The 18,695-nt window shown below is 57.8% G+C and carries 19 protein-coding genes; 5 read left to right on the plus strand and 14 right to left on the minus strand.

All coding sequences use genetic code 11. The annotated features are described in order from the left end of the window. Positions 1 to 14: 14 nt before the first annotated feature. A complete protein-coding gene (bioH, locus tag SCU88_RS23240) occupies positions 15 to 794 on the minus strand; it encodes a pimeloyl-ACP methyl ester esterase BioH (protein ID WP_138094577.1) in 780 nt (259 codons plus the stop codon). A 34-nt stretch (positions 795 to 828) separates the two neighbouring features. On the opposite strand from bioH, the gene gntX reads away from it, so the two are divergent. Together gntX and nfuA are read left to right on the plus strand one after the other, a co-directional pair. Next, positions 829 to 1,512, plus strand: coding sequence for a DNA utilization protein GntX (gene gntX, locus SCU88_RS23245; protein WP_138094579.1), 684 nt, complete (start codon positions 829 to 831; stop codon positions 1,510 to 1,512). Between the two features lie 58 nt (positions 1,513 to 1,570). After that, the gene (gene nfuA / locus SCU88_RS23250; RefSeq protein ID WP_138094581.1) at positions 1,571 to 2,146 is read left to right on the plus strand and encodes a Fe-S biogenesis protein NfuA; all 576 of its coding nucleotides are present in this window, start codon (positions 1,571 to 1,573) and stop codon (positions 2,144 to 2,146) included. A 45-nt stretch (positions 2,147 to 2,191) separates the two neighbouring features. Here nfuA and SCU88_RS23255 read toward each other — a convergent pair whose 3' ends face one another. The 3 genes from SCU88_RS23255 to glpE all read right to left on the minus strand — a co-directional run bounded on the left by SCU88_RS23255 (position 2,192) and on the right by glpE (position 4,192). Further along, positions 2,192 to 2,950 (minus strand): DeoR/GlpR family transcriptional regulator, encoded by a 759-nt coding sequence (locus SCU88_RS23255; protein ID WP_138094583.1) that lies wholly within the window; start codon positions 2,948 to 2,950, stop codon positions 2,192 to 2,194. Positions 2,951 to 2,964: 14 nt separating this feature from the next. Further along, positions 2,965 to 3,795 (minus strand): rhomboid family intramembrane serine protease GlpG, encoded by an 831-nt coding sequence (gene glpG, locus SCU88_RS23260; protein ID WP_138094585.1) that lies wholly within the window; start codon positions 3,793 to 3,795, stop codon positions 2,965 to 2,967. A gap of 67 nt (positions 3,796 to 3,862) precedes the next feature. Then, entirely contained in the window at positions 3,863 to 4,192 is a 330-nt protein-coding gene (gene glpE, locus SCU88_RS23265; RefSeq protein WP_138094587.1) for a thiosulfate sulfurtransferase GlpE, read from the minus strand. 237 nt (positions 4,193 to 4,429) lie between these two features. On the opposite strand from glpE, the gene glpD reads away from it, so the two are divergent. Then, complete coding sequence (gene glpD, locus SCU88_RS23270) at positions 4,430 to 5,938, plus strand: glycerol-3-phosphate dehydrogenase (protein WP_175340023.1); 1,509 nt, start codon at positions 4,430 to 4,432, stop codon at positions 5,936 to 5,938. Between the two features lie 62 nt (positions 5,939 to 6,000). Here glpD and asd read toward each other — a convergent pair whose 3' ends face one another. Continuing rightward, positions 6,001 to 7,107 carry an aspartate-semialdehyde dehydrogenase gene (asd, locus tag SCU88_RS23275; RefSeq protein WP_138094591.1) on the minus strand — a complete coding sequence of 369 codons (1,107 nt, stop codon included), beginning with the start codon at positions 7,105 to 7,107 and terminating at the stop codon, positions 6,001 to 6,003. Positions 7,108 to 7,284: 177 nt separating this feature from the next. Between asd and SCU88_RS23280 the strand changes: the two genes are divergently transcribed. Further along, positions 7,285 to 7,881, plus strand: a complete 597-nt coding sequence (locus SCU88_RS23280; protein ID WP_138094593.1) for a YhgN family NAAT transporter — start codon at positions 7,285 to 7,287, stop codon at positions 7,879 to 7,881. A gap of 138 nt (positions 7,882 to 8,019) precedes the next feature. Here the strand turns inward: SCU88_RS23280 and gntU are convergent, their stop codons facing one another. The 5 genes from gntU to ggt all read right to left on the minus strand — a co-directional run bounded on the left by gntU (position 8,020) and on the right by ggt (position 14,039). Further along, positions 8,020 to 9,360, minus strand: coding sequence for a gluconate transporter (gntU, locus tag SCU88_RS23285; RefSeq protein ID WP_175340024.1), 1,341 nt, complete (start codon positions 9,358 to 9,360; stop codon positions 8,020 to 8,022). A 10-nt stretch (positions 9,361 to 9,370) separates the two neighbouring features. Then, positions 9,371 to 9,895, minus strand: a complete 525-nt coding sequence (gene gntK / locus SCU88_RS23290; RefSeq protein WP_138094597.1) for a gluconokinase — start codon at positions 9,893 to 9,895, stop codon at positions 9,371 to 9,373. Positions 9,896 to 10,061: 166 nt separating this feature from the next. Next, a complete protein-coding gene (gntR, locus tag SCU88_RS23295) occupies positions 10,062 to 11,057 on the minus strand; it encodes a gluconate operon transcriptional repressor GntR (RefSeq protein ID WP_175340025.1) in 996 nt (331 codons plus the stop codon). 99 nt (positions 11,058 to 11,156) lie between these two features. Continuing rightward, the gene (locus tag SCU88_RS23300) at positions 11,157 to 11,852 is read right to left on the minus strand and encodes a pirin family protein (protein ID WP_175340026.1); all 696 of its coding nucleotides are present in this window, start codon (positions 11,850 to 11,852) and stop codon (positions 11,157 to 11,159) included. A 471-nt stretch (positions 11,853 to 12,323) separates the two neighbouring features. Beyond that, the gene (ggt, locus tag SCU88_RS23305) at positions 12,324 to 14,039 is read right to left on the minus strand and encodes a gamma-glutamyltransferase (protein WP_175340027.1); all 1,716 of its coding nucleotides are present in this window, start codon (positions 14,037 to 14,039) and stop codon (positions 12,324 to 12,326) included. 123 nt (positions 14,040 to 14,162) lie between these two features. Between ggt and SCU88_RS23310 the strand changes: the two genes are divergently transcribed. Beyond that, positions 14,163 to 14,465, plus strand: coding sequence for a DUF2756 domain-containing protein (locus SCU88_RS23310; protein ID WP_175340028.1), 303 nt, complete (start codon positions 14,163 to 14,165; stop codon positions 14,463 to 14,465). Here SCU88_RS23310 and ugpQ read toward each other — a convergent pair. Genes ugpQ through SCU88_RS23330 form a run of 4 tightly spaced genes read right to left on the minus strand, consistent with a single transcriptional unit; the run spans position 14,462 to position 18,680 of the window. Then, a complete protein-coding gene (gene ugpQ / locus SCU88_RS23315) occupies positions 14,462 to 15,208 on the minus strand; it encodes a glycerophosphodiester phosphodiesterase (RefSeq protein WP_175340029.1) in 747 nt (248 codons plus the stop codon). The two genes, SCU88_RS23310 and ugpQ, sit on opposite strands and share 4 nt — an antisense overlap. 56 nt (positions 15,209 to 15,264) lie before the next feature. Beyond that, positions 15,265 to 16,062, minus strand: coding sequence for a glucose 1-dehydrogenase (locus SCU88_RS23320; RefSeq protein ID WP_175340030.1), 798 nt, complete (start codon positions 16,060 to 16,062; stop codon positions 15,265 to 15,267). A 16-nt stretch (positions 16,063 to 16,078) separates the two neighbouring features. After that, a complete protein-coding gene (locus tag SCU88_RS23325; protein WP_175340031.1) occupies positions 16,079 to 17,620 on the minus strand; it encodes an FGGY family carbohydrate kinase in 1,542 nt (513 codons plus the stop codon). Then, complete coding sequence (locus SCU88_RS23330; protein WP_138094613.1) at positions 17,613 to 18,680, minus strand: ABC transporter permease; 1,068 nt, start codon at positions 18,678 to 18,680, stop codon at positions 17,613 to 17,615. Before SCU88_RS23330 ends, SCU88_RS23325 begins: the two co-directional genes overlap by 8 nt. Between the last annotated feature and the right edge of the window lie 15 nt (positions 18,681 to 18,695).

An 18,695-nucleotide genomic window follows, 5' to 3' on the forward strand; every position in this document is an offset into this window, starting at 1 on the left:
ATAAAATATGCACGTTATCCTGCGGAAATTTTCCTGCAGAAGTCTTCCACCGCCTGACAAAACGCCTCGGGATGAGAGATAAAAGGCGCATGGGCCGCTTTCGGCAGCACCAGCGATTCGCTGCGAGGCCAGTGCTCATCCAACAGCGGCGCCACCTTGCGCGGTACCAGACCGTCCAGAGAGCCGTAAATCCGCAGGAAAGGCAGCGTCAGGTCGACCATCGGCTCGCGCAGATCTTCCTGCTTAAGGATCTCCAGCCCGCCATTCAACACTTCCACCGTCGGCATCGGCTGGTTAAGCACCACCTCTTTCAGGCGGCGGGCATCCTGACGCGCGGTTTCAGTCCCCAGCGTTTGCAGCGCCAGAAAGCGCTCGACGGTACGACGAAAATCTTCGCTTAGTTGCTGCTGAAAGCCTGACAGCACCTCCGGCTTAATGCCCGGCCATGCCTCCCTGGCGGCAAAACAGGGCGAAGAAGCCACGCTAATCAACCCGCTTACCCGCTCCGGCTGCGTTAGCGCCGCCTGGCTCGCGACCAGCCCGCCCAGACTCCAGCCTAACCACAAGGCCCGCGGCGGCGCGTGACGCATCACCTCTTCCGCCATCGCCGCCAGCGTCATCGGCCCATAATCCTGGCTGCGGCCATATCCCGGCAGATCCACCAGATGCAGAGTAAATTGCGAGGCCAGCCGATCGCTGATGCAACGCCACACCTCCGCATTCAGTCCCCATCCGTGCAACAGCACAAGATGCTCTTTCCCCGTACCCAGGGTCTGCCACCAGAGCTTACTCATCGGTTATGGTCTCATCATCGTGAAGGAGGTACGTATGCTATCAATCCCGACCCGCTGTTGGCTATGCCAGATGCCCCTGACGCTCGCGTCTCACGGGCTGTGCAGTTGCTGTACCCGCGTTCTGATTCGACCGCGTCATCGCTGTCCGTGCTGCGGCCTGCCTGCCCGTACCAGCCCCTCGCTCTGCGGGCGCTGTGTGGCTAAACCGCCTCCCTGGCAACATATGGTGGCCGTGGGTGATTACCAGCGTCCGCTCAGCACGCTGGTGCACCAGTTCAAATTCAGCGGCGGCGTGGCGCTGGCGTCACCGCTGGCTCGCCTGATGTTGCTGAACATTCTGGCCGCCCGCCGCGATCGGGCGTTACCGCTCCCGGACTTGATCGTTAGCGTCCCTCTGGCCCTGCGCCGCCAGTGGCGACGTGGATTTAACCAAAGCGCGCTACTGGCAGAACCGCTCGCTCGCTGGCTGGGATGCGATCACCCGCCGGCAGCGCTGCGCCGTCTGCGGGCCGCGCCGCTACAGCACCATCTCAACGCCAGACGGCGGGCAGCCAACCTGAAAAACGCCTTTCAGCTTGAATTCCCGGTCGCCGGGCGCCATATCGCTATTGTGGACGATGTGATCACCACCGGGAGTACCGTCGGCGAAATCGCCAGACTGCTGGCGCGCCATGGCGCCGCGGCCACCCAGGTATGGTGCCTGTGCCGCACCTTGTAGCCCCTCCCGGATGGGCGTATTATAACCGAGTAAACCAGTCAACTATCAGGCCAATGCTATGATCCGTATTTCCGATGCTGCACAAGCACACTTCGCCAAACTGCTGGCCAATCAAGAGGAAGGGACCCAGATTCGCGTATTCGTCATCAACCCGGGTACCCCGAATGCGGAATGCGGCGTCTCCTACTGTCCGCCGGATGCCGTAGAGGCGACGGATACCGAACTGAAATTCGAACAGCTGACCGCTTATGTCGATGAATTAAGCGCACCGTTCCTGGAAGATGCAGAAATTGACTTCGTGACCGATCAGTTGGGTTCCCAGCTCACACTGAAGGCGCCGAATGCCAAAATGCGTAAAGTGTCTGACGATGCGCCGCTGATCGAGCGCGTGGAGTATATGATTCAGTCTCAGGTTAACCCGCAACTGGCGGGCCACGGCGGTCGGGTATCGCTGATGGAAATCACCGATGACGGTTACGCCATTCTGCAATTTGGCGGTGGCTGTAACGGCTGCTCAATGGTCGATATCACTCTGAAAGAGGGTATCGAGAAGCAACTGCTGAATGAGTTCCCTGAACTGAAAGGGGTGCGCGATCTCACTGAACATCAGCGCGGCGAGCACTCATACTACTAAGTCCTTTTCCCTCTCCCCAATGGGGAGAGGGACGTCACGCCCGAATTAACACAGTTCCAGTTGCACATTATGGGCGCTTATCACCTGCATTACCCCCGCTGGCGGCATCACGTCGGTATAGACTGCATCCACCAGACTGATACTGCCCAGATTCACCATCGCATTACGACCGAACTTGGAGTGATCCACCACCAGCATCACGTGGCGTGAGTTGTCGATAATGGCGCGTTTAGTGCGCACTTCGTGGTAGTCGAACTCCAGCAACGAACCGTCGCCGTCCACCCCACTAATGCCCAGGATGCCATAATCGAGCCGGAATTGAGAGATGAAATCCAGAGTCGCCTCGCCGATTATGCCGCCGTCACGACTGCGCAGCTCGCCACCGGCGAGGATAATGCGAAAATCCTCTTTCGCCATCAGCGTGGTCGCCACATTCAGATTATTAGTCACAACCCGCAAATCCTGGTGATCGAGCAGCGCGTGGGCCACCGCTTCCGGCGTGGTGCCGATATCGATAAACAGCGTCGCCCCATTGGGAATCTCGCTCGCCACCCTATGGGCAATGCGCTCCTTTTCAGCGGTCTGAGTCGCCTTACGGTCATGCCAGGGGGTATTGACCGAGCTGGAGGGCAGCGCCGCACCGCCGTGATGGCGCATAATCATATTCTGCTCGGCCAGGTCGTTCAGATCGCGACGGATAGTCTGAGGACTGACGGAAAACTGCGCCACCAGTTCCTCGGTGCTGACGTATCCCTGCTGCTTAACCAGCTCAATAATCGCGTCATGACGTTGTGTTTGCTTCACATTTCTACTCCTGATTACGTTCGTTTACGCGCATGCAGGGTGTCCACCAGCGCCATCGCCAGCCCCACCAGCAGCCCGGTCACGTGGGCACCGTTGGCGATGGAGAGCCCGAACAGATCGAACCACCCCGCAATCAACCAGATCAGCGCAAAGGCGATCAGCCCGCGCGGTAGCTGAATCCCGCTATCGGGATCGCGTTCGCCGCGTAGCCAGACATAGCCCATCAGCGCGTAAACCACGCCGGAAAGGCCGCCAAACCAGGCTCCGCTAAACTTATGCTGTATAAAACCGCTCAGCAGGGCGGAGATCAACGTCAGCACCAGCAGTTTGCCGGTACCGAGCCGTTTTTCCACCGGCCCACCCAGATACCACCACCATATCAGGTTAAAAAGGATATGCAGTAACGAGAAGTGGAGCAGAGCATGGGTAAAGTAGCGCCACAATTCGTATTTGAGCGCCGGATCGAACGGCCAGGCCAGCCATAACATCACCCTCTGATCTCCGACGATCTGCATCAGGATAAAAACGGCAATACAGGCGGCGACCACCAGGAAAGTCAGCGGTCCGGCGCGCTGGCGCAGCGTTTCCATAAAGGGATAGCGCTGGTAACGCAGCCCGGTGCCGGTCTGACCGGTCTGCCAGCTGGCGGCCAGATAACGGGGATCTTCAGGATGTTCCAGAAAGTGGGCCAGCGCCTCGCGCACCCGCCCCTCTTCACGAGGATCCGTCAGCCAGACGTCGCTGCGCGCATGCTGCTGGATGGTGAGCACGACCCCCTGGGTCGCCATATAATCGACAAACGCCTGCGCCACGCGCGGGTTGTCGAACGAGGTAATCATTAACATAGACGTTCGCCGGGATTATCCATACAGAGGGGGGAAGTATACCCCGTCCCCCCGCTAACGCCGACCTTTAACCGGCCTCATGGCTGACTTGTTCGGGGAACTGGCGATGCCAGGCCTCGAAACCGCCCGCCACGCTATAAACCTGCTCGAAGCCCTGCTGCAGCAGATACTGGGCCGCCCCCTGGCTACTCACGCCGTGATAGCACATCACTATCACCGGCGTTTCGAAGTCGGTTTGCTGCATAAAAGACACCAGGGTGTCATTGGTGAGGTGAAACGCGTCCGGCACGTGAGCCAGGGCGAAACTTTGCGGATCGCGAATATCCACCAGTACCGCACTGCCCTGTTTCAGTTTCTGGTGCGTCTCTTCAATCGTGATTGTTTCAAACTGATCCATATAACTCTCTATATCTCTTGTTATCGCAGGTGAAAACCCGGTGGCAGGCGCCCGACAAAGCACAGCGCCACGGCCTCCAATGGTAACGCCAGGTTTACGTTCCCGGATAGCTAAAACGCCATTGTGTTATGTATATCACGCGAAAATGTTTTTTCCTGGTTACCAAAAGCGCGTTCTCTTTGCTATCATGAGCGATAACGAACATTTTTGAGCTATAACGAAAGTGATGAGGACAGCATGGAAACCAAAGATCTGATTGTTATAGGTGGCGGCATCAACGGTGCCGGTATCGCGGCAGACGCCGCCGGACGCGGCCTCTCCGTGCTGATGCTCGAGGCCCAGGATCTGGCTTGCGCCACCTCTTCCGCCAGTTCCAAACTGATTCACGGTGGCCTGCGCTACCTGGAACATTATGAATTCCGCCTGGTTAGCGAAGCGCTGGCCGAGCGTGAAGTACTGTTGAAGCTGGCCCCCCATATCGCCTTCCCGATGCGCTTCCGCCTGCCGCACCGTCCGCACCTGCGCCCGGCCTGGATGATCCGCACCGGACTGTTTCTGTACGATCACCTGGGTAAGCGCACCAGCCTTCCGGGTTCCTGTGGTTTGCGTTTTGGCGCGGATTCGGTCCTGAAGCCGGAAATCGTGCGCGGTTTCGAATATTCTGACTGCTGGGTGGATGACGCCCGTCTGGTGCTGGCGAATGCCCAGATGGTGGTGCGTAAAGGCGGTGAAGTGCTGACCCGTACCCGTGCCACCTCGGCCCGCCGCGAAAACGGTCTCTGGATTGTGGAAGCCGAGGATATCGATACCGGCGAGCGTTTCAGCTGGCAGGCGCGCGGTCTGGTCAACGCTACCGGCCCCTGGGTGAAATCCTTCTTTGACGAAGGGCTGCATCTGCCTTCGCCTTACGGCATCCGCCTGATCAAAGGTAGCCACATCGTGGTGCCACGCGCTCATAATCAGCCTCAGTCCTACATTCTGCAGAACGAAGATAAGCGTATTGTGTTTGTGATTCCGTGGCTGGACGAGTTTTCGATTATCGGAACCACGGACCAGGAATATCACGGCGATCCGCAGGACGTGAAGATCGATGACGGTGAAATCGATTACCTGCTGAAGGTCTACAACGCACACTTTAAAAAACAGCTCAGCCGCAACGATATTGTCTGGACCTACTCCGGCGTGCGTCCGCTGTGCGATGACGAATCCGATTCGCCGCAGGCCATCACCCGCGACTACACCCTGGACGTCCACGACGAGCACGGCAAAGCACCGCTGCTGTCAGTGTTCGGCGGTAAGCTTACCACCTACCGCAAGCTGGCTGAGCACGCCATGGAAAAACTGACCCACTACTACAGCAATATCGGTCCGGCCTGGACCAAAACCGGCGTTCTGCCCGGTGGTGAATTCCAGGGCAATCGCGACGACTATGCTGCAGAGCTGCGCCGTCGCCATAGCTGGCTCAGCGAAAGCCTGGCGCGCCACTACGCCCACACCTACGGTAGCAACAGCGAGAAGATTTTTGAGAATGTCCACTCACTGAGCGATCTGGGTGAGGATTTCGGTCACGAGTTCTATGAAGCCGAACTGCGCTACCTGGTGGAACACGAGTGGGTGCGCAAGCTGGACGACGCCATCTGGCGCCGCACCAAACTCGGCATGTGGCTGAACGACGAACAGCAGGCCCGGGTGGCCCAGTGGCTGGCGGAACATCCCGGCAAGACCGCGTTATCGCTGGCGTCCTAACGACGCCAACATCTTAAAGAGAAGGGAGCCGAAGGCTCCCTTTTTCTGATACCGGTATACTATCAGGCCAGTTGGCGCAACATACGACGCAGCGGCTCTGCGGCGCCCCATAGCAGCTGATCGCCAACGGTAAAGGCAGAGAGATACTCTGGCCCCATATTCAGCTTACGCAGACGCCCAACCGGCGTATTCAGAGTGCCGGTCACGGCCGCCGGGGTCAGTTCACGCATCGACAGTTCGCGATCGTTGGGAATCACCTTCACCCAGTCATTGTGGGTAGCCAGCATCTCTTCGATAGTGGCGATAGAGATATCTTTCTTTAGCTTCAGGGTAAACGCCTGGCTATGACAGCGCAGGGCACCGACGCGCACGCACAGACCATCTACCGGAATCACTGAATCTGTGGCCAAAATCTTGTTGGTTTCCGCCTGCCCTTTCCACTCTTCGCGGCTCTGGCCATTTTCCAGCTGCTTGTCGATCCACGGGATCAGGCTACCTGCCAGCGGCACGCCAAAGTTATCAACTGGCAGCTCGCCGCTACGGGTCAGACCGGTCACCTTGCGTTCGATATCGAGGATCGCGGAAGCCGGATCGGCCAGTTCCTCCGCCACGTAACCATGCAACTGCCCCATCTGGGTCAGCAGTTCACGCATATGGCGCGCCCCGCCGCCGGACGCCGCCTGATAGGTCGCCACGGAAGCCCACTCCACCAGATCGTTGGCAAACAGACCACCCAGTGACATCAGCATCAGACTAACGGTGCAGTTACCCCCCACAAAGGTTTTCACACCATTATTCAGGGCTGCGTCGATAACCTGCTGGTTGACCGGATCCAGAATAATAATGGCGTCGTCTTTCATGCGCAGCGATGAGGCTGCATCAATCCAGTACCCCTGCCAGCCGCTGTCACGCAGCTTAGGGTAGATTTCGTTGGTATAATCGCCGCCCTGACAGGTCACAATAATGTCCAGCGCCTTCAGTGCCTCCAGATCGTAAGCGTTCTGCAACGTACTGCCGACGTTCCCGGCAAATGCGGGAGCCGCCTGGCCAGTCTGAGAGGTAGAGAAGAAGACGGGGCGAATGGCGTCGAAGTCGCGCTCTTCCTGCATGCGCTGCATCAATACGGAGCCGACCATGCCACGCCAGCCGATAAAACCAACATTTTTCATAATGAGTAATTCCTGAGAGGTATGTGCCTGTTGTGCATCCCAGCGGTGATACTGGTACAGTCATTCACCATACAAAATGCAGCCAAAGTCGCAAGTGAAATTAATCAATGATCGCGGCCCCATTAGTAACCCGGCTTATCATAAGGTCAGGGCTACCGTCGCCAGAGAAAACCCGCTATGAGTGAAATTATCTCCGCAGCAGTGTTGCTAATCCTGATTATGGATCCGCTGGGCAACCTGCCAATATTTATGTCGGTGCTGAAGCACACGGAGCCGAAGCGCCGTCGTGCGATTATGATTCGCGAGCTGTTTATCGCATTACTACTGATGCTTGTCTTCCTGTTCGCGGGCGAAAGGATTCTGAGCTTTCTGAATCTGCGGGCGGAGACGGTTTCGATCTCCGGCGGTATTATTCTGTTCCTGATAGCGATTCGGATGATCTTCCCAGGTCAGGAAGGGAATGCCAGCGGCCTGCCCGCTGGCGAGGAGCCTTTTATCGTGCCGCTGGCGATTCCGCTGCTGGCGGGACCGACGCTACTAGCCACCCTGATGCTGCTCTCTCACCAGTATCCCGGCCAGATGAGCGAGCTGGTGATCGCCCTGCTGGTCGCCTGGGGCGGTACCGCGCTGATTCTATTGCAGTCTTCGCTGTTTCTGCGTCTGCTGGGAGAAAAGGGCGTTAACGCGCTGGAACGCCTGATGGGGCTGGTGCTGGTGATGATCGCCACCCAGATGTTCCTGGATGGTATCCGTGCCTGGATAAAGGGCCTGTAAATCGCAGCTAGCCGCCCGGAACAGACGACGGCATCATTTACGATCAATACGGGTCGGATTCCGGGATTATTTTCTCCGTTGCAGAAACGATAAAGGGCTTCCATTCGGAAGCCCTTTATTCGCCTAACCCAACCGCTATCAGGAAAGCAGTTGGAAGGCTACCATACCGACAATCGCGCCAACGGTACCAAGAATGGTTTCCATCAGCGTCCAGGTCTTCAGGGTCTGAGCCTCGGTGGCGCCGGTAAAGCGACCATACAGCCAGAAGCCTGCGTCGTTCACATGGCTAACCACAATGGAGCCGCCAGCGATACAGATAGAGAGTGCCGCCATCTGCGCGCCGCTGTAGTTAAGCTGCTCGATAACCGGCATCACCAGCCCGACCGCAGTCAGACAGGCTACAGTGGCGGAGCCCTGAATAATACGAACCGCCGCCGCCAGCACAAAGCAGGTAATCGCGATAGGCAGACCCATACCGGTCAGCGCTTCGCCCAGTGCCGGACCTACGCCAGAATCTACCAGCACCTGCTTAAATACGCCGCCTGCGCCAATCACCAGCAGGATAATCCCCGCCGGCTGCAGCGCCTGGCCGCAGATATCCATCACCTTGTCTTTCGGCATACCCTGACGCATCGCCAGGCCGTAGATCGCCACCAGACAGGCCACCAGGATAGCGGTGAAGGGATGACCGATAAACTCCAGCCACTCATAGAGGGTCGAGCCTTCTACGGTAAAGCGAGCGGCGATGGTTTTCAGTCCCACCAGTACCAGCGGCAGCAGAATCAGCGACAGGCTGAAGCCAAAGGAGGGCAATTTCCCCTCGCCCAGATGGGGCTCGGTGATATCGTCGGGGATATTCAATTCCACGTGGCGGCTGATAAAGTTACCGAACAGCGGTCCGGCAACCAGCATTCCCGGAATTGCCGCACACAGGCCGATGAGGATCATCCAACCAAAATCGGCATGCATCTGGGAAGCCAGCAGCATCGGCGCCGGTCCCGGCAGCAGGAAGGCAGCCGCAGCGGCCACCCCGGCGAACAGCGGAATCACCAGTTTCACCAGGTTGGTACCAGTATGACGCGCCATTGAGAAAGCCACGCTAATCAGCAGCACGATAGCCACTTCGAAGAACAGCGGCAGTGCACAAATCAGGCCCGCCAGACCGATGGCATAGTGGGCGCGGCTGTGGCCGAAGGACTTCAGCATCTTCACCGCAATCTGATCCACCGCACCGGTTTCATGCAGGATCTTGCCGAACATGGCGCCCAGCGCCACCACCACTGCCAGGAAGCCCAGGGTTCCCCCCATGCCTTTTTCCATGGTCTTGGCAATTTTATCCAGCGGCATCCCGGAAAACAGGCCCGCGCCAATAGAAACAACCATCAAAGCCACGAAAGCATGCATACGTGCCTTCATAACTAAAAACAGCAGCAGCAATACTGAACCTACCGCTGTTAAAACAAGCGTTAATGTACTCACAACACAGCCTTTATTTTTTATTGATCAGGTCAATGGTGCTTGCCACCACACCATCCAACGGCTGGTTAATATCCACAACCAGTACGTCACGTTCATCGGCATGAGGCTCTTCCAGAGTCTCAAACTGCGTTACCAGCATCTGCGGTTTAAAAAAGTGGCCTTTACGCGACTTCAGGCGGCTTTCGATCAGGTCGTAGTCCCCTTTCAGGTAGATGAAAGAGAGGTTATCGTTACCTTCACGCAGCAGGTCGCGGTAGCGTTTTTTCAGCGCGGAACAGACAATGAGCGATACTTTATTAGTACGCTGCATAGCAAAAGCGGCGTCATTCAGAGCGCGCAGCCATGGGGTGCGGTCATCATCGTTCAGCGGTTCACCGGACGCCATCTTAACGATGTTGCTGCGCGGGTGAAGGAAGTCGCCGTCCAGGAACGCCGCGTTCAACTGATGGGCTACTTCGCTGGCGACGGCGGATTTACCGCTACCAGAAACGCCCATCAGGACGTAGACGTGATGATCGTGATTGATAGTGCTCATAGCGTAACTCCGACTGGCACAAAAGAAAGAAAACAACTAATTACGGAAAGAAATAATGTTACGGGTAACTGTTATCGGTAACATTGTCGATGCCGCTAACATAAGAAGCAACCACCATCCCGTGCTAAGATCGAATATTGTGAACTACATCAAATATTGAGGTCATTCAGATTGAGCCCCCCGGCGAAAGGGTAAAGCCCAGATCGAGCCTCTGCGGGGAGATGGTCTCACCACGGATGCGCGCCAGCAGACGCTCGGCGCCGATGCGTCCCATCCGTTCACGCGGCGTCAGCACGCTGGCCAGCTGCGGCTCCATCGCCTGACCGATATCGTGGCCGTGAAAACCGGCAATGGCCATATCATCGGGAATACGTAGCCCCAGACGCTGGCACTCAAACGCAGCACCGACCGCCAGGTCATCGTTGGTACAGAAGATGCCATCCAGCTCCGGGTACTCGCGCCGGGCCTGACGAAACAGCTCTACGCCAGAAGAATAAGAAGAGGATCGTTCCGCCATTACGCTATAGGGCGTCAGACCCGCGTCACGCATCGCCTGTTCATACCCCTGCTGCTTCATCAGGGTACGTTCATCCAGTCGCGCCCCCAGATAGGCGACATTTTTATGGCCGCGGGCAAGGATGGCGGCGGTCATTTGACGGGCGGCTTCGATGTTGTCGAACCCCACCGCGATATCCAGGCAGGGTGAAACGCTGTCCATCAACTCCACCACCGGAATACCGGAGATCTCGATCATCTTCAGGGTACGCGGCGTGTGGGTACGTTCCGACAGGATAAGGCCGTCGATATTCCAGGAGAGCATCGAGGTCAGGCGCTCCTCCTCCATCTCCGGCTTATAGCCGTAGTGCGCCAGCATGGTCTGATAGCCATGCGCATCAACAACGCTTTCAATACCGCGCAGCACCTCCGCAAAAACCTGGTTGGTCAGGGACGGCAGCAGCACGCCAATCGCACGACTGGTCGCGTTAGAGAGTATGTCAGGCGCGCGGTTGGGTATATAGCCCAGCTCATCCAGCGCAGCGGCAATTTTGTCCCGCAGCGCGACGGAGACCTGTTCGGGATTACGTAAAAATCGGCTGACCGTCATTTTGGTCACGCCAACGCGATCGGCCACATCCTGAAGTACGGGTCTTTTCTTTTTCATCGTCCTGAAGCGTTTATCGGTGATAATCGCCTCAGTTTAGCATGGACAGGGCTCAACCTTCCCCTGTTACGGAGAAGGTTGAGAGGTCTGGCAGCGCGATCACACCGGCGGCAGATCGAAGAGCAGAATTTCACTGTCCTGACTGGCCTGAACCGACAGCGTCTGTTCATCCCAGATTGCCAGACCGTCACTGGTGGTGGCTGTGGTGCCATTTACCGTAACTTCGCCTTTTACCACCTGAATCCAGACGTGGCGCCCTTCGCGAACCTCAAAGCGGCTCTCTTCCCCATTGTTCAGGGCCCAGCGCCAAAGCTCCATGTCCTGATACACCTTCAGGGAGCCGTCACGGGCATCCGGCGACAGCACCAACTGGCGCCCCTGCAGGGCGTCGAAGCGACGCTGTTCATAGCGCGGCGTAATGCCGGTCCGCTCAGGGATTATCCAGATCTGATACAGGCGCAGACGCTGGTCGCTGTTCGGGTTGTATTCCGAATGGCGAATGCCGGTTCCGGCACTCATAATCTGGAACTCACCGGCGGGTACCTGTTCCTTATTCCCCATGCTGTCCTGATGCTCCACCGCGCCTTCCAGCACATAGGTCAGGATCTCCATATCTTTATGGGGGTGGGTACCGAAGCCCTGCCCGGCGTCTACCACATCTTCATTAATCACCCGCAGCGCGGAGAAGCCCATAAAGTTCGGATCGTAGTAATCGGCGAAAGAGAATGAGTGCCAGGTATCCAACCAGCCGTGGTTAGCGTGGCCGCGATCGTTCGCTTTGCGTAAGTAAATCATCTGTACCCCCTCATGAATTCGTTGATGTCCTAAGTGTGGACGCGAACCGCTTGCAATCATAGAGGGTGAAAATTGACTCCTCTGTTCAAAAAAAATGAACAAGCCACAGGCAATAAGGAAAAGGGCTTACGCAACCTGAAAGGCAGAAGGAGTCGGTTCATCTTACCGCCTGGTGCGATAAGCTTCAGTTTCTCTGAAACAGAGCAGAAGATCGGGATAAAAAAAAGCCAGCGCAAGGCTGGCTAAGAAATACTGGAAGCAATGTGAGCAATGTCGTGCTTTCAGGACTTCACCCTGGGAGGGTGTCCCCTGAACGCATGGCAATAATAATCATTATCATTCGCATGTGTCCAGACTTTTTTAGAAAAAAATGCGATTAAAACCCAGGTAAAAGCCAATGATGTTTAAAGGGTTTTCGATAACCCACTGAGGCGGGTAGAAAAACGGCGACGCGCTACGCCGCCGCTATGGTTAATAGCCAGCCGCCAAATCATCGACTGAACGGGGATCGGCCGCGCCATACAGCGTACCGTCCGGCGCAACCATAATGCTCTGGGTGCTGCCCATAGCCGGTTTCACCACCACATTCTGTCCCTTCTGTTTTAACAGCCTGATGGTATCCGGACTAAAACCCTTTTCCAGTCGCAGCTCATCCGGCTGCCACTGGTGATGAAAACGCGGCGCATTGCTGGCTTCCGCCACGTTCATACCAAAATCAATGGTATTGAGTACCATCTGCAACACCGTGGTGATAATCCGGCTACCGCCAGGGCTGCCGGTCACCAGCCAGGTCTTACCATCTTTTAGCACCAGGGTTGGCGACATCGAAGAGAGCGGTCGCTTGCGCGGTCCCACAGCGTTAGCTTCGCCGCCCACCAGCCCGTAAACGTTAGGCGTGCCCGGTTTAGCGGAAAAATCGTCCATCTCGTTATTCATCAGAATCCCGGTATCCCCTGCCACAATGCCGGTGCCGAAGGTGGTGTTCAGCGTATAGGTTACGGCCACGGCGTTACCGGCCTTATCGACCACCGAAAAATGGGTGGTTTGATCGCTCTCATAAGGCGTCAGATTCCCAGGTCCTATCTCTGACGACGGGCGCGCCCTGTTCAGATCAATCTTTTGCGCCAGCGACTTGGCGTAGGCTTTGCTGGTCAGTGCGGCTTCCGGCACCTTCACAAAATCGGGATCGCCCAGATACTTCGAACGGTCGGCATAGGCATATTTTTCCGCTTCCGCCACCAGTTGAATGGCATCGGCACTGGCGAAGCCGTACTTCGCCAGGTCGAAATTCTCAAGGATATTGAGGATCTGAATGATATGGATCCCGCCAGAGGAAGGCGGCGGCATGGCGTAAATCTGATAGCCGCGATAGTCGCCGCGTACCGGCGTGCGTTCCACCGCCCGATAGCCCGCCAGATCGGCTTTATCAATCAGACCTCCGTGCTTCGCCATCTCAGTGGCGATCTGCTCAGCGATATGGCCTTTATAAAAGGCATCTGCACCGTTTTCCGCAATCATCTCCAGGCTTTTCGCCAGATTAGCCTGTACCAGCCGCTCCCCTTTCGCCAGCGGCTGGTCCGCCTTCCAGAAGATGGCGCGACTATTGGCGTGCTGTGGCAGCACTTCGCTCCCGTACTGCTTCAGGTCGTCCGCCAGCGCGGCGTTCACCACAATCCCCTCCCTGGCAAGGCGAATCGCGGGTTGCATCACTTTATTTAGCGGTAACGAACCATATTTTTCCAGCGCCAGGGTCAGCCCCGCCACGGTACCCGGCGTGCCGGAAGCCAGATGCGAGGTCAGCGACTTTTTGCTGTCGGCGTTGCCTTTGTCATCAAGAAACATATCGCGGCTGGCCCGGGCCGGCGCCGTTTCGCGGAAGTCGATGGCCGTCACCTTGCCCGAGGTAGTATGCAGCATCATAAAGCCCCCGCCCCCCAGATTCCCTGCCTGAGGATGTGTTACCGCCAGCGCGAATCCGACCGCTACCGCAGCATCCACCGCATTGCCGCCCTGTTTAAGAATATCCACCCCGACCCGGGTCGCGATAGCGTCCACCGATGACACCATGCCGTTACGGGCTTTCACCGGGTGAAAGACATCTTCCTCTACGCCATAAGAAACCGGCGGCGGCGCCGCCATCACCTGAAAACTTAAGCCCAGCGCCAACCCAATAATCCACTGCTTCATCTTGTTTTTCTCCCATTTTCCCGAACAATCCCAGTTTAATACTGGCCCAATGTGGCGGAAAAACCATCGGCAGGGATAAAAAAGCGATACAATTATCAAAACCTTCCGGGAAGGAGAACGCAGATGAAAAACGCATTGATTATCGCGGCGCTACTGTTGCCGCTAACCGCCATGGCCCAGCCGCTGACACCGCAACAGCAACACCAGCGCCAACAGATTCGTAATCAGCAGATGATGAATAACCCGACCCAGCAGCGAATGCAGCAGGAGTCACAAAGCCGACAGATCCAGCAACAGGGCAGGCTGAATCAGGGCATTCAGAATCAACAGCAGCAGCAGCAACAGCGGCTGCAAAACCAGATACGCGATAACCGCGAGCGCACTATCCAGTCGCAGCCGGGAAATAACCATAACAACCTGCGCTAAATCTGGCGGGCGAAGTCCGGCCCAATCCTGTCGATACGGTCGGTACAGATAATATCTACCCCCTGGCGCAACAGTTGTTCCGCGCGCCGGGGATTGTTCACCGTCCAGGCCAGAATCCGCAACCCTTCAGCTTTCAACGCGGCGATACGCTCGGCCGTTAAGTCCCGATGCCAGACGTGAATCGCCACGCATTCCAGACGGCGGGTCAGTTCAACCCAGTCATCGCGCCAGTTTTCCAGCAATAATCCACGCGGCAACGTCGGCGCCGCATCGCGGGCCGCGGCCAGCGCCTCGATAGAAAACGAAGAGATCAGCGGCGGCGTCATGCCCTGCCACAGCCTTTGTGCTGCCAGCGCCACTTCGCGCCCGGTTTGCACCTCAGAGCCGGTGGTGGGTTTTATTTCGATATTAATTTGCAGGTTAAGCCGACGACAGCGCTCAGCCACTTCGCTAAGCAGCGGCAGCGGCTCCCCTTTAAAGCGATGGCTGAACCAACCGCCCGCATCGACCTGCCGCAGTTGTTCCCAACTCAGATCACCCGCCACACCCCAGCCGGAACTGGTACGCTCCAGGGTATCGTCATGCAGCAGGAAGATCTGACCATCCTTCGACAGCTTGGCGTCACATTCAAACAGGCGATGGCCCAACGCGGCCCCTGCATCAATCGCCGCCAGGGTGTTTTCTGGCGCCAGTTTACCGCCGCCCCGATGGGCGGCGATGGTTGCATAATTCCACGATGTCACAGACTCTTCCTGTATCAAATTCGGGAGTCCGTGAGCTTAGCGCAGAATCCGGCAAGCTACGACATGATCAGACCGCCATCGACGTTAATGGTCTGGCCGGTAATGTAACGGGCATCGTCAGAGGCCAGGAAGGCAACCAGCCCGGCAACGTCTTCCGGCTGTCCGGCGCGTTTAAGCGGGATACCTTCCACCCATTCGGCCATTAGCTCGCCTTTTCCGTAACGCTTGCGGTCATCACTCAGAATCTCGCCCCAGACCCGATCGTTGTAGTCCCACATTTCGCTTTCGATAATGCCGGGACAGAAGGCGTTAACGGTAATGTTCCACGGCGCCAGTTCATGAGCCAGACTCTGGGTAATGCCGATGACCCCCATCTTGCTGGCGGCATAGTGCGGGGTATAGATAAATCCCTGACGTCCCTGGCCGGATGAGGTATTAATCAGACAACCGCCGTTCTGCTGCACCATATATTTCGCGGCTTCCCGGCAGCACAGCCAGACGCCGGTAGTGTTCACCGCCAGCACCCGCTCAAAATCGGCTTTCGGCATACTCCCGAAGCGATCGATGGTAATCACGCCCGCATTCTGAATCGAGACATCGATGCCCCCGAAGCGCGCCGCAGCCTGCTGATAAAGTTGCTGAACCTGCTGTTCGTCAGTGACATCCACTGTAAGCGGCAGGATGGCGACGTCGTAACGCGACTGGATTTCGGCCGCGGTCTCAAAAACGCGCTCCGCATTGGAAACCATCACCAGATTCGCACCATCCCGGGCAAAGCGCTCTGCGATACCCGCCCCAATCCCCCGGCAGGCGCCGGTGATCACCACCGTTTTTCCATGAAAATTTCGCTGCATTCTCTTTCTCCTGGTATCAGGCCGGTGCGCCGCAGCGCCCGGCGCAATGAGTGTCGGATTCGTTTTTCCAGTGGGTGCGGCTCACCGCCTCGCGCCACCCCTGGTAGCTTTCCTGAAGTCGCTGATGCCGGGCGGCATCGGGCTGCCAGACCTCATGCTGCGGTAGCAGCGCCAGCAGGGATTCATCGCTCAGACCATCCAGCACGCGCCGAGCCAGCAGGCCCGCTCCCAGCGCGGAAAGCTCTGCAGTGACGCTACGCGCCACAGGGCAGTTGAGCAGATCGGCCTGGAACTGCATCAGCCAGCCGTTGCGCGTTGGCCCACCGTCCACCATCAGCGTGCTGAGGTGGAAATCGGGGTGCTGCGCCATCGAGTCGATCACATCGGCTATCTGATAAGCAATGGCCTCCAGCGCCGCACGCACCAGATGCGCCGGGCTGCTACCACGGCTCAGCCCGCAGATAAGCCCGCGAGCGCGATCGTCCCACCAGGGCGCACCGGAGCCGGTCAGCGCCGGCACGAAATAGACACCGTCAGTAGAAGGAACAGAAGCTGGCAGACTCTGGAGCACATCGCTCCTCTGTACATCGGCCAGCGCGTTCATTCCGGTCAGTTGCAGCATCCAGGCCAGGCCGTCGCCGGTATGGGGAATATTGCCCTCCAGCCCGTAGACCGCCCGCTCGCCGTCATGCCAGGCAACCGTGGTGGCGAGCTGGGTGATGCGGGTATCCGGCGCAGGCAGCGGCGCCATCACCGAAGAGCCGGTGCCATAGGTGGCCTTAATGCCTCCCGGGCGCCCCAGTCCGTGCCCGTACAGCGCCGCGTGGGAATCTCCCACCATAGCGAGGATCGGAATACCGTCAGCGATACCCGTTATGCCTTTGGTGACGCCAAACTCGCTGGCCGACGGGCAAATCTCTGGCAGTGCGGCTTGCGGTATGCCGAACAGCGCCAGCATGGCGTCGTCCCACGCCAGGCTTTGCAGGTTGAGTAACTGAGTGCGGGCGGCGTTCGAGTAATCACAGCGAAACTGCGCGCCGCCGGTCAGACGCCACAGCAGCCAGGCATCGATGGTGCCCAGGCAGATTTCACCGTGCTGCGCGCGTTCATGCCCCTGAGGCGTGTTATCCAGCAGCCAGCGCATTTTGGAGCCGGAAAAGAGCGGTGCGACAGGCAAACCGGTGGTGGAACGAATCACTTCGTCCAGCCTGTCGCGCCGCAACCGTTCGCAGAAGGGGCCGGAGCGGGAGCACTGCCAGGTCAGCGCCGGGCCCAGCGGCTGACCGCTCTCCCGCTCCCAGCCAATGGCCGTTTCCCGCTGATTGCTGATTGCCAGCGCCGCAACCCGGGCTTCCCCTACCGCGCTAATCACTTCACGTAACACCACAACGGATTCGGCGAACAGCACATCGCCATCCTGCTCCACCCAACCCGGCCGCGGCGTGGCGAGCGTCAGCCCCCGGGAAGCGGTGGCAACCACGGCTCCCCGGCTATCGATGGCGACCGCCTTAACGTTACTGGTGCCTTCATCCAGCGCGACAATCACATCCTTATCCATGACTCACCTCCGACACCGGCGCCACCGCCTGTTTCTTTTCATGACGCCGCAGCAACAGAACTTTGTTCTGTAGCCGCTGCTGGAACTGGTCGATGACCACTGCGGTGACGATCACCAGCCCTTTAATCACCATCTGCCAGAAGTCGCTGACCCCCATCATCACCATACCGTCGGCCAGGAAGACGATGACGAAAGCGCCGATAATCGAACCGGAGACCCGGCCGCGACCGCCCGCCAGCGCCGTACCGCCCAGCACCGTGGCGCCAATGGCATCCATCTCGAACATATTGCCGGTCATCGGGTGCGCGGTCTGAAGCTGAGAAGCCACCACCAGTCCCACCAGTGCCGCACACAATCCAGAAAAGGCGTAAACGAAGATTTTGACGTTCACAATAGGCACCCCCGCCAGGCGGGCGGCGGATTCATTACCGCCGATGGCGTAGATATAGCGGCCCAGCGGCGTTTTGCGGGTCAGCCACAGACCCAGCGCCAGGAAGCCGACCATCAGCCAGATCGGGAAGTAGACGCCCAGTAGCGTACCGGAACCAAGCCAGGCGAAGCCGGTGTTGCCCAGCGCCTCGGCGCCATTAAGATTGGCGTAGGTGCTGCCGTCGTTAAACAGCAGCGCCGCGCCGCGGGCGACATACATCATGCCCAGAGTGCAGATAAAAGGAGCGACCCCAAGTCGGGTGATGACGGCACCGTTGATAAAACCAATAGCCAGCCCCACCAGCGCCACAAAGACGATGACTTCCGGGACGTTTAAAAACAGGATGTTATCTCCCCAAAGAGGAATTCCGTTGGTGAGCAGCGCTCCCGCCACCATGCCGCAGATTCCTGCCACCGCCCCAACGGAAAGATCGATACCGCCGGTCAGGATAACCAGGGTCATACCGATCGCCAGCAGGCCGGTAATCGCCACGTGCTGAGTCATAATCAGCAGGTTAGAGGGCGTCAGGAAGTTCGGGACCATCACGCTGAAAAAGCCGATGACGATCAGCAATGCGATGAAGGTTCGGGCCTTCAGCAAGGTCATGTACAGCCGATATTTCTGGTTCATTGTTTCACTCCTGGC

The organism is Jejuibacter sp. L23 (assembly GCF_050815825.1).
GTDB classification, from domain to species: domain Bacteria; phylum Pseudomonadota; class Gammaproteobacteria; order Enterobacterales; family Enterobacteriaceae; genus Jejubacter; species Jejubacter calystegiae.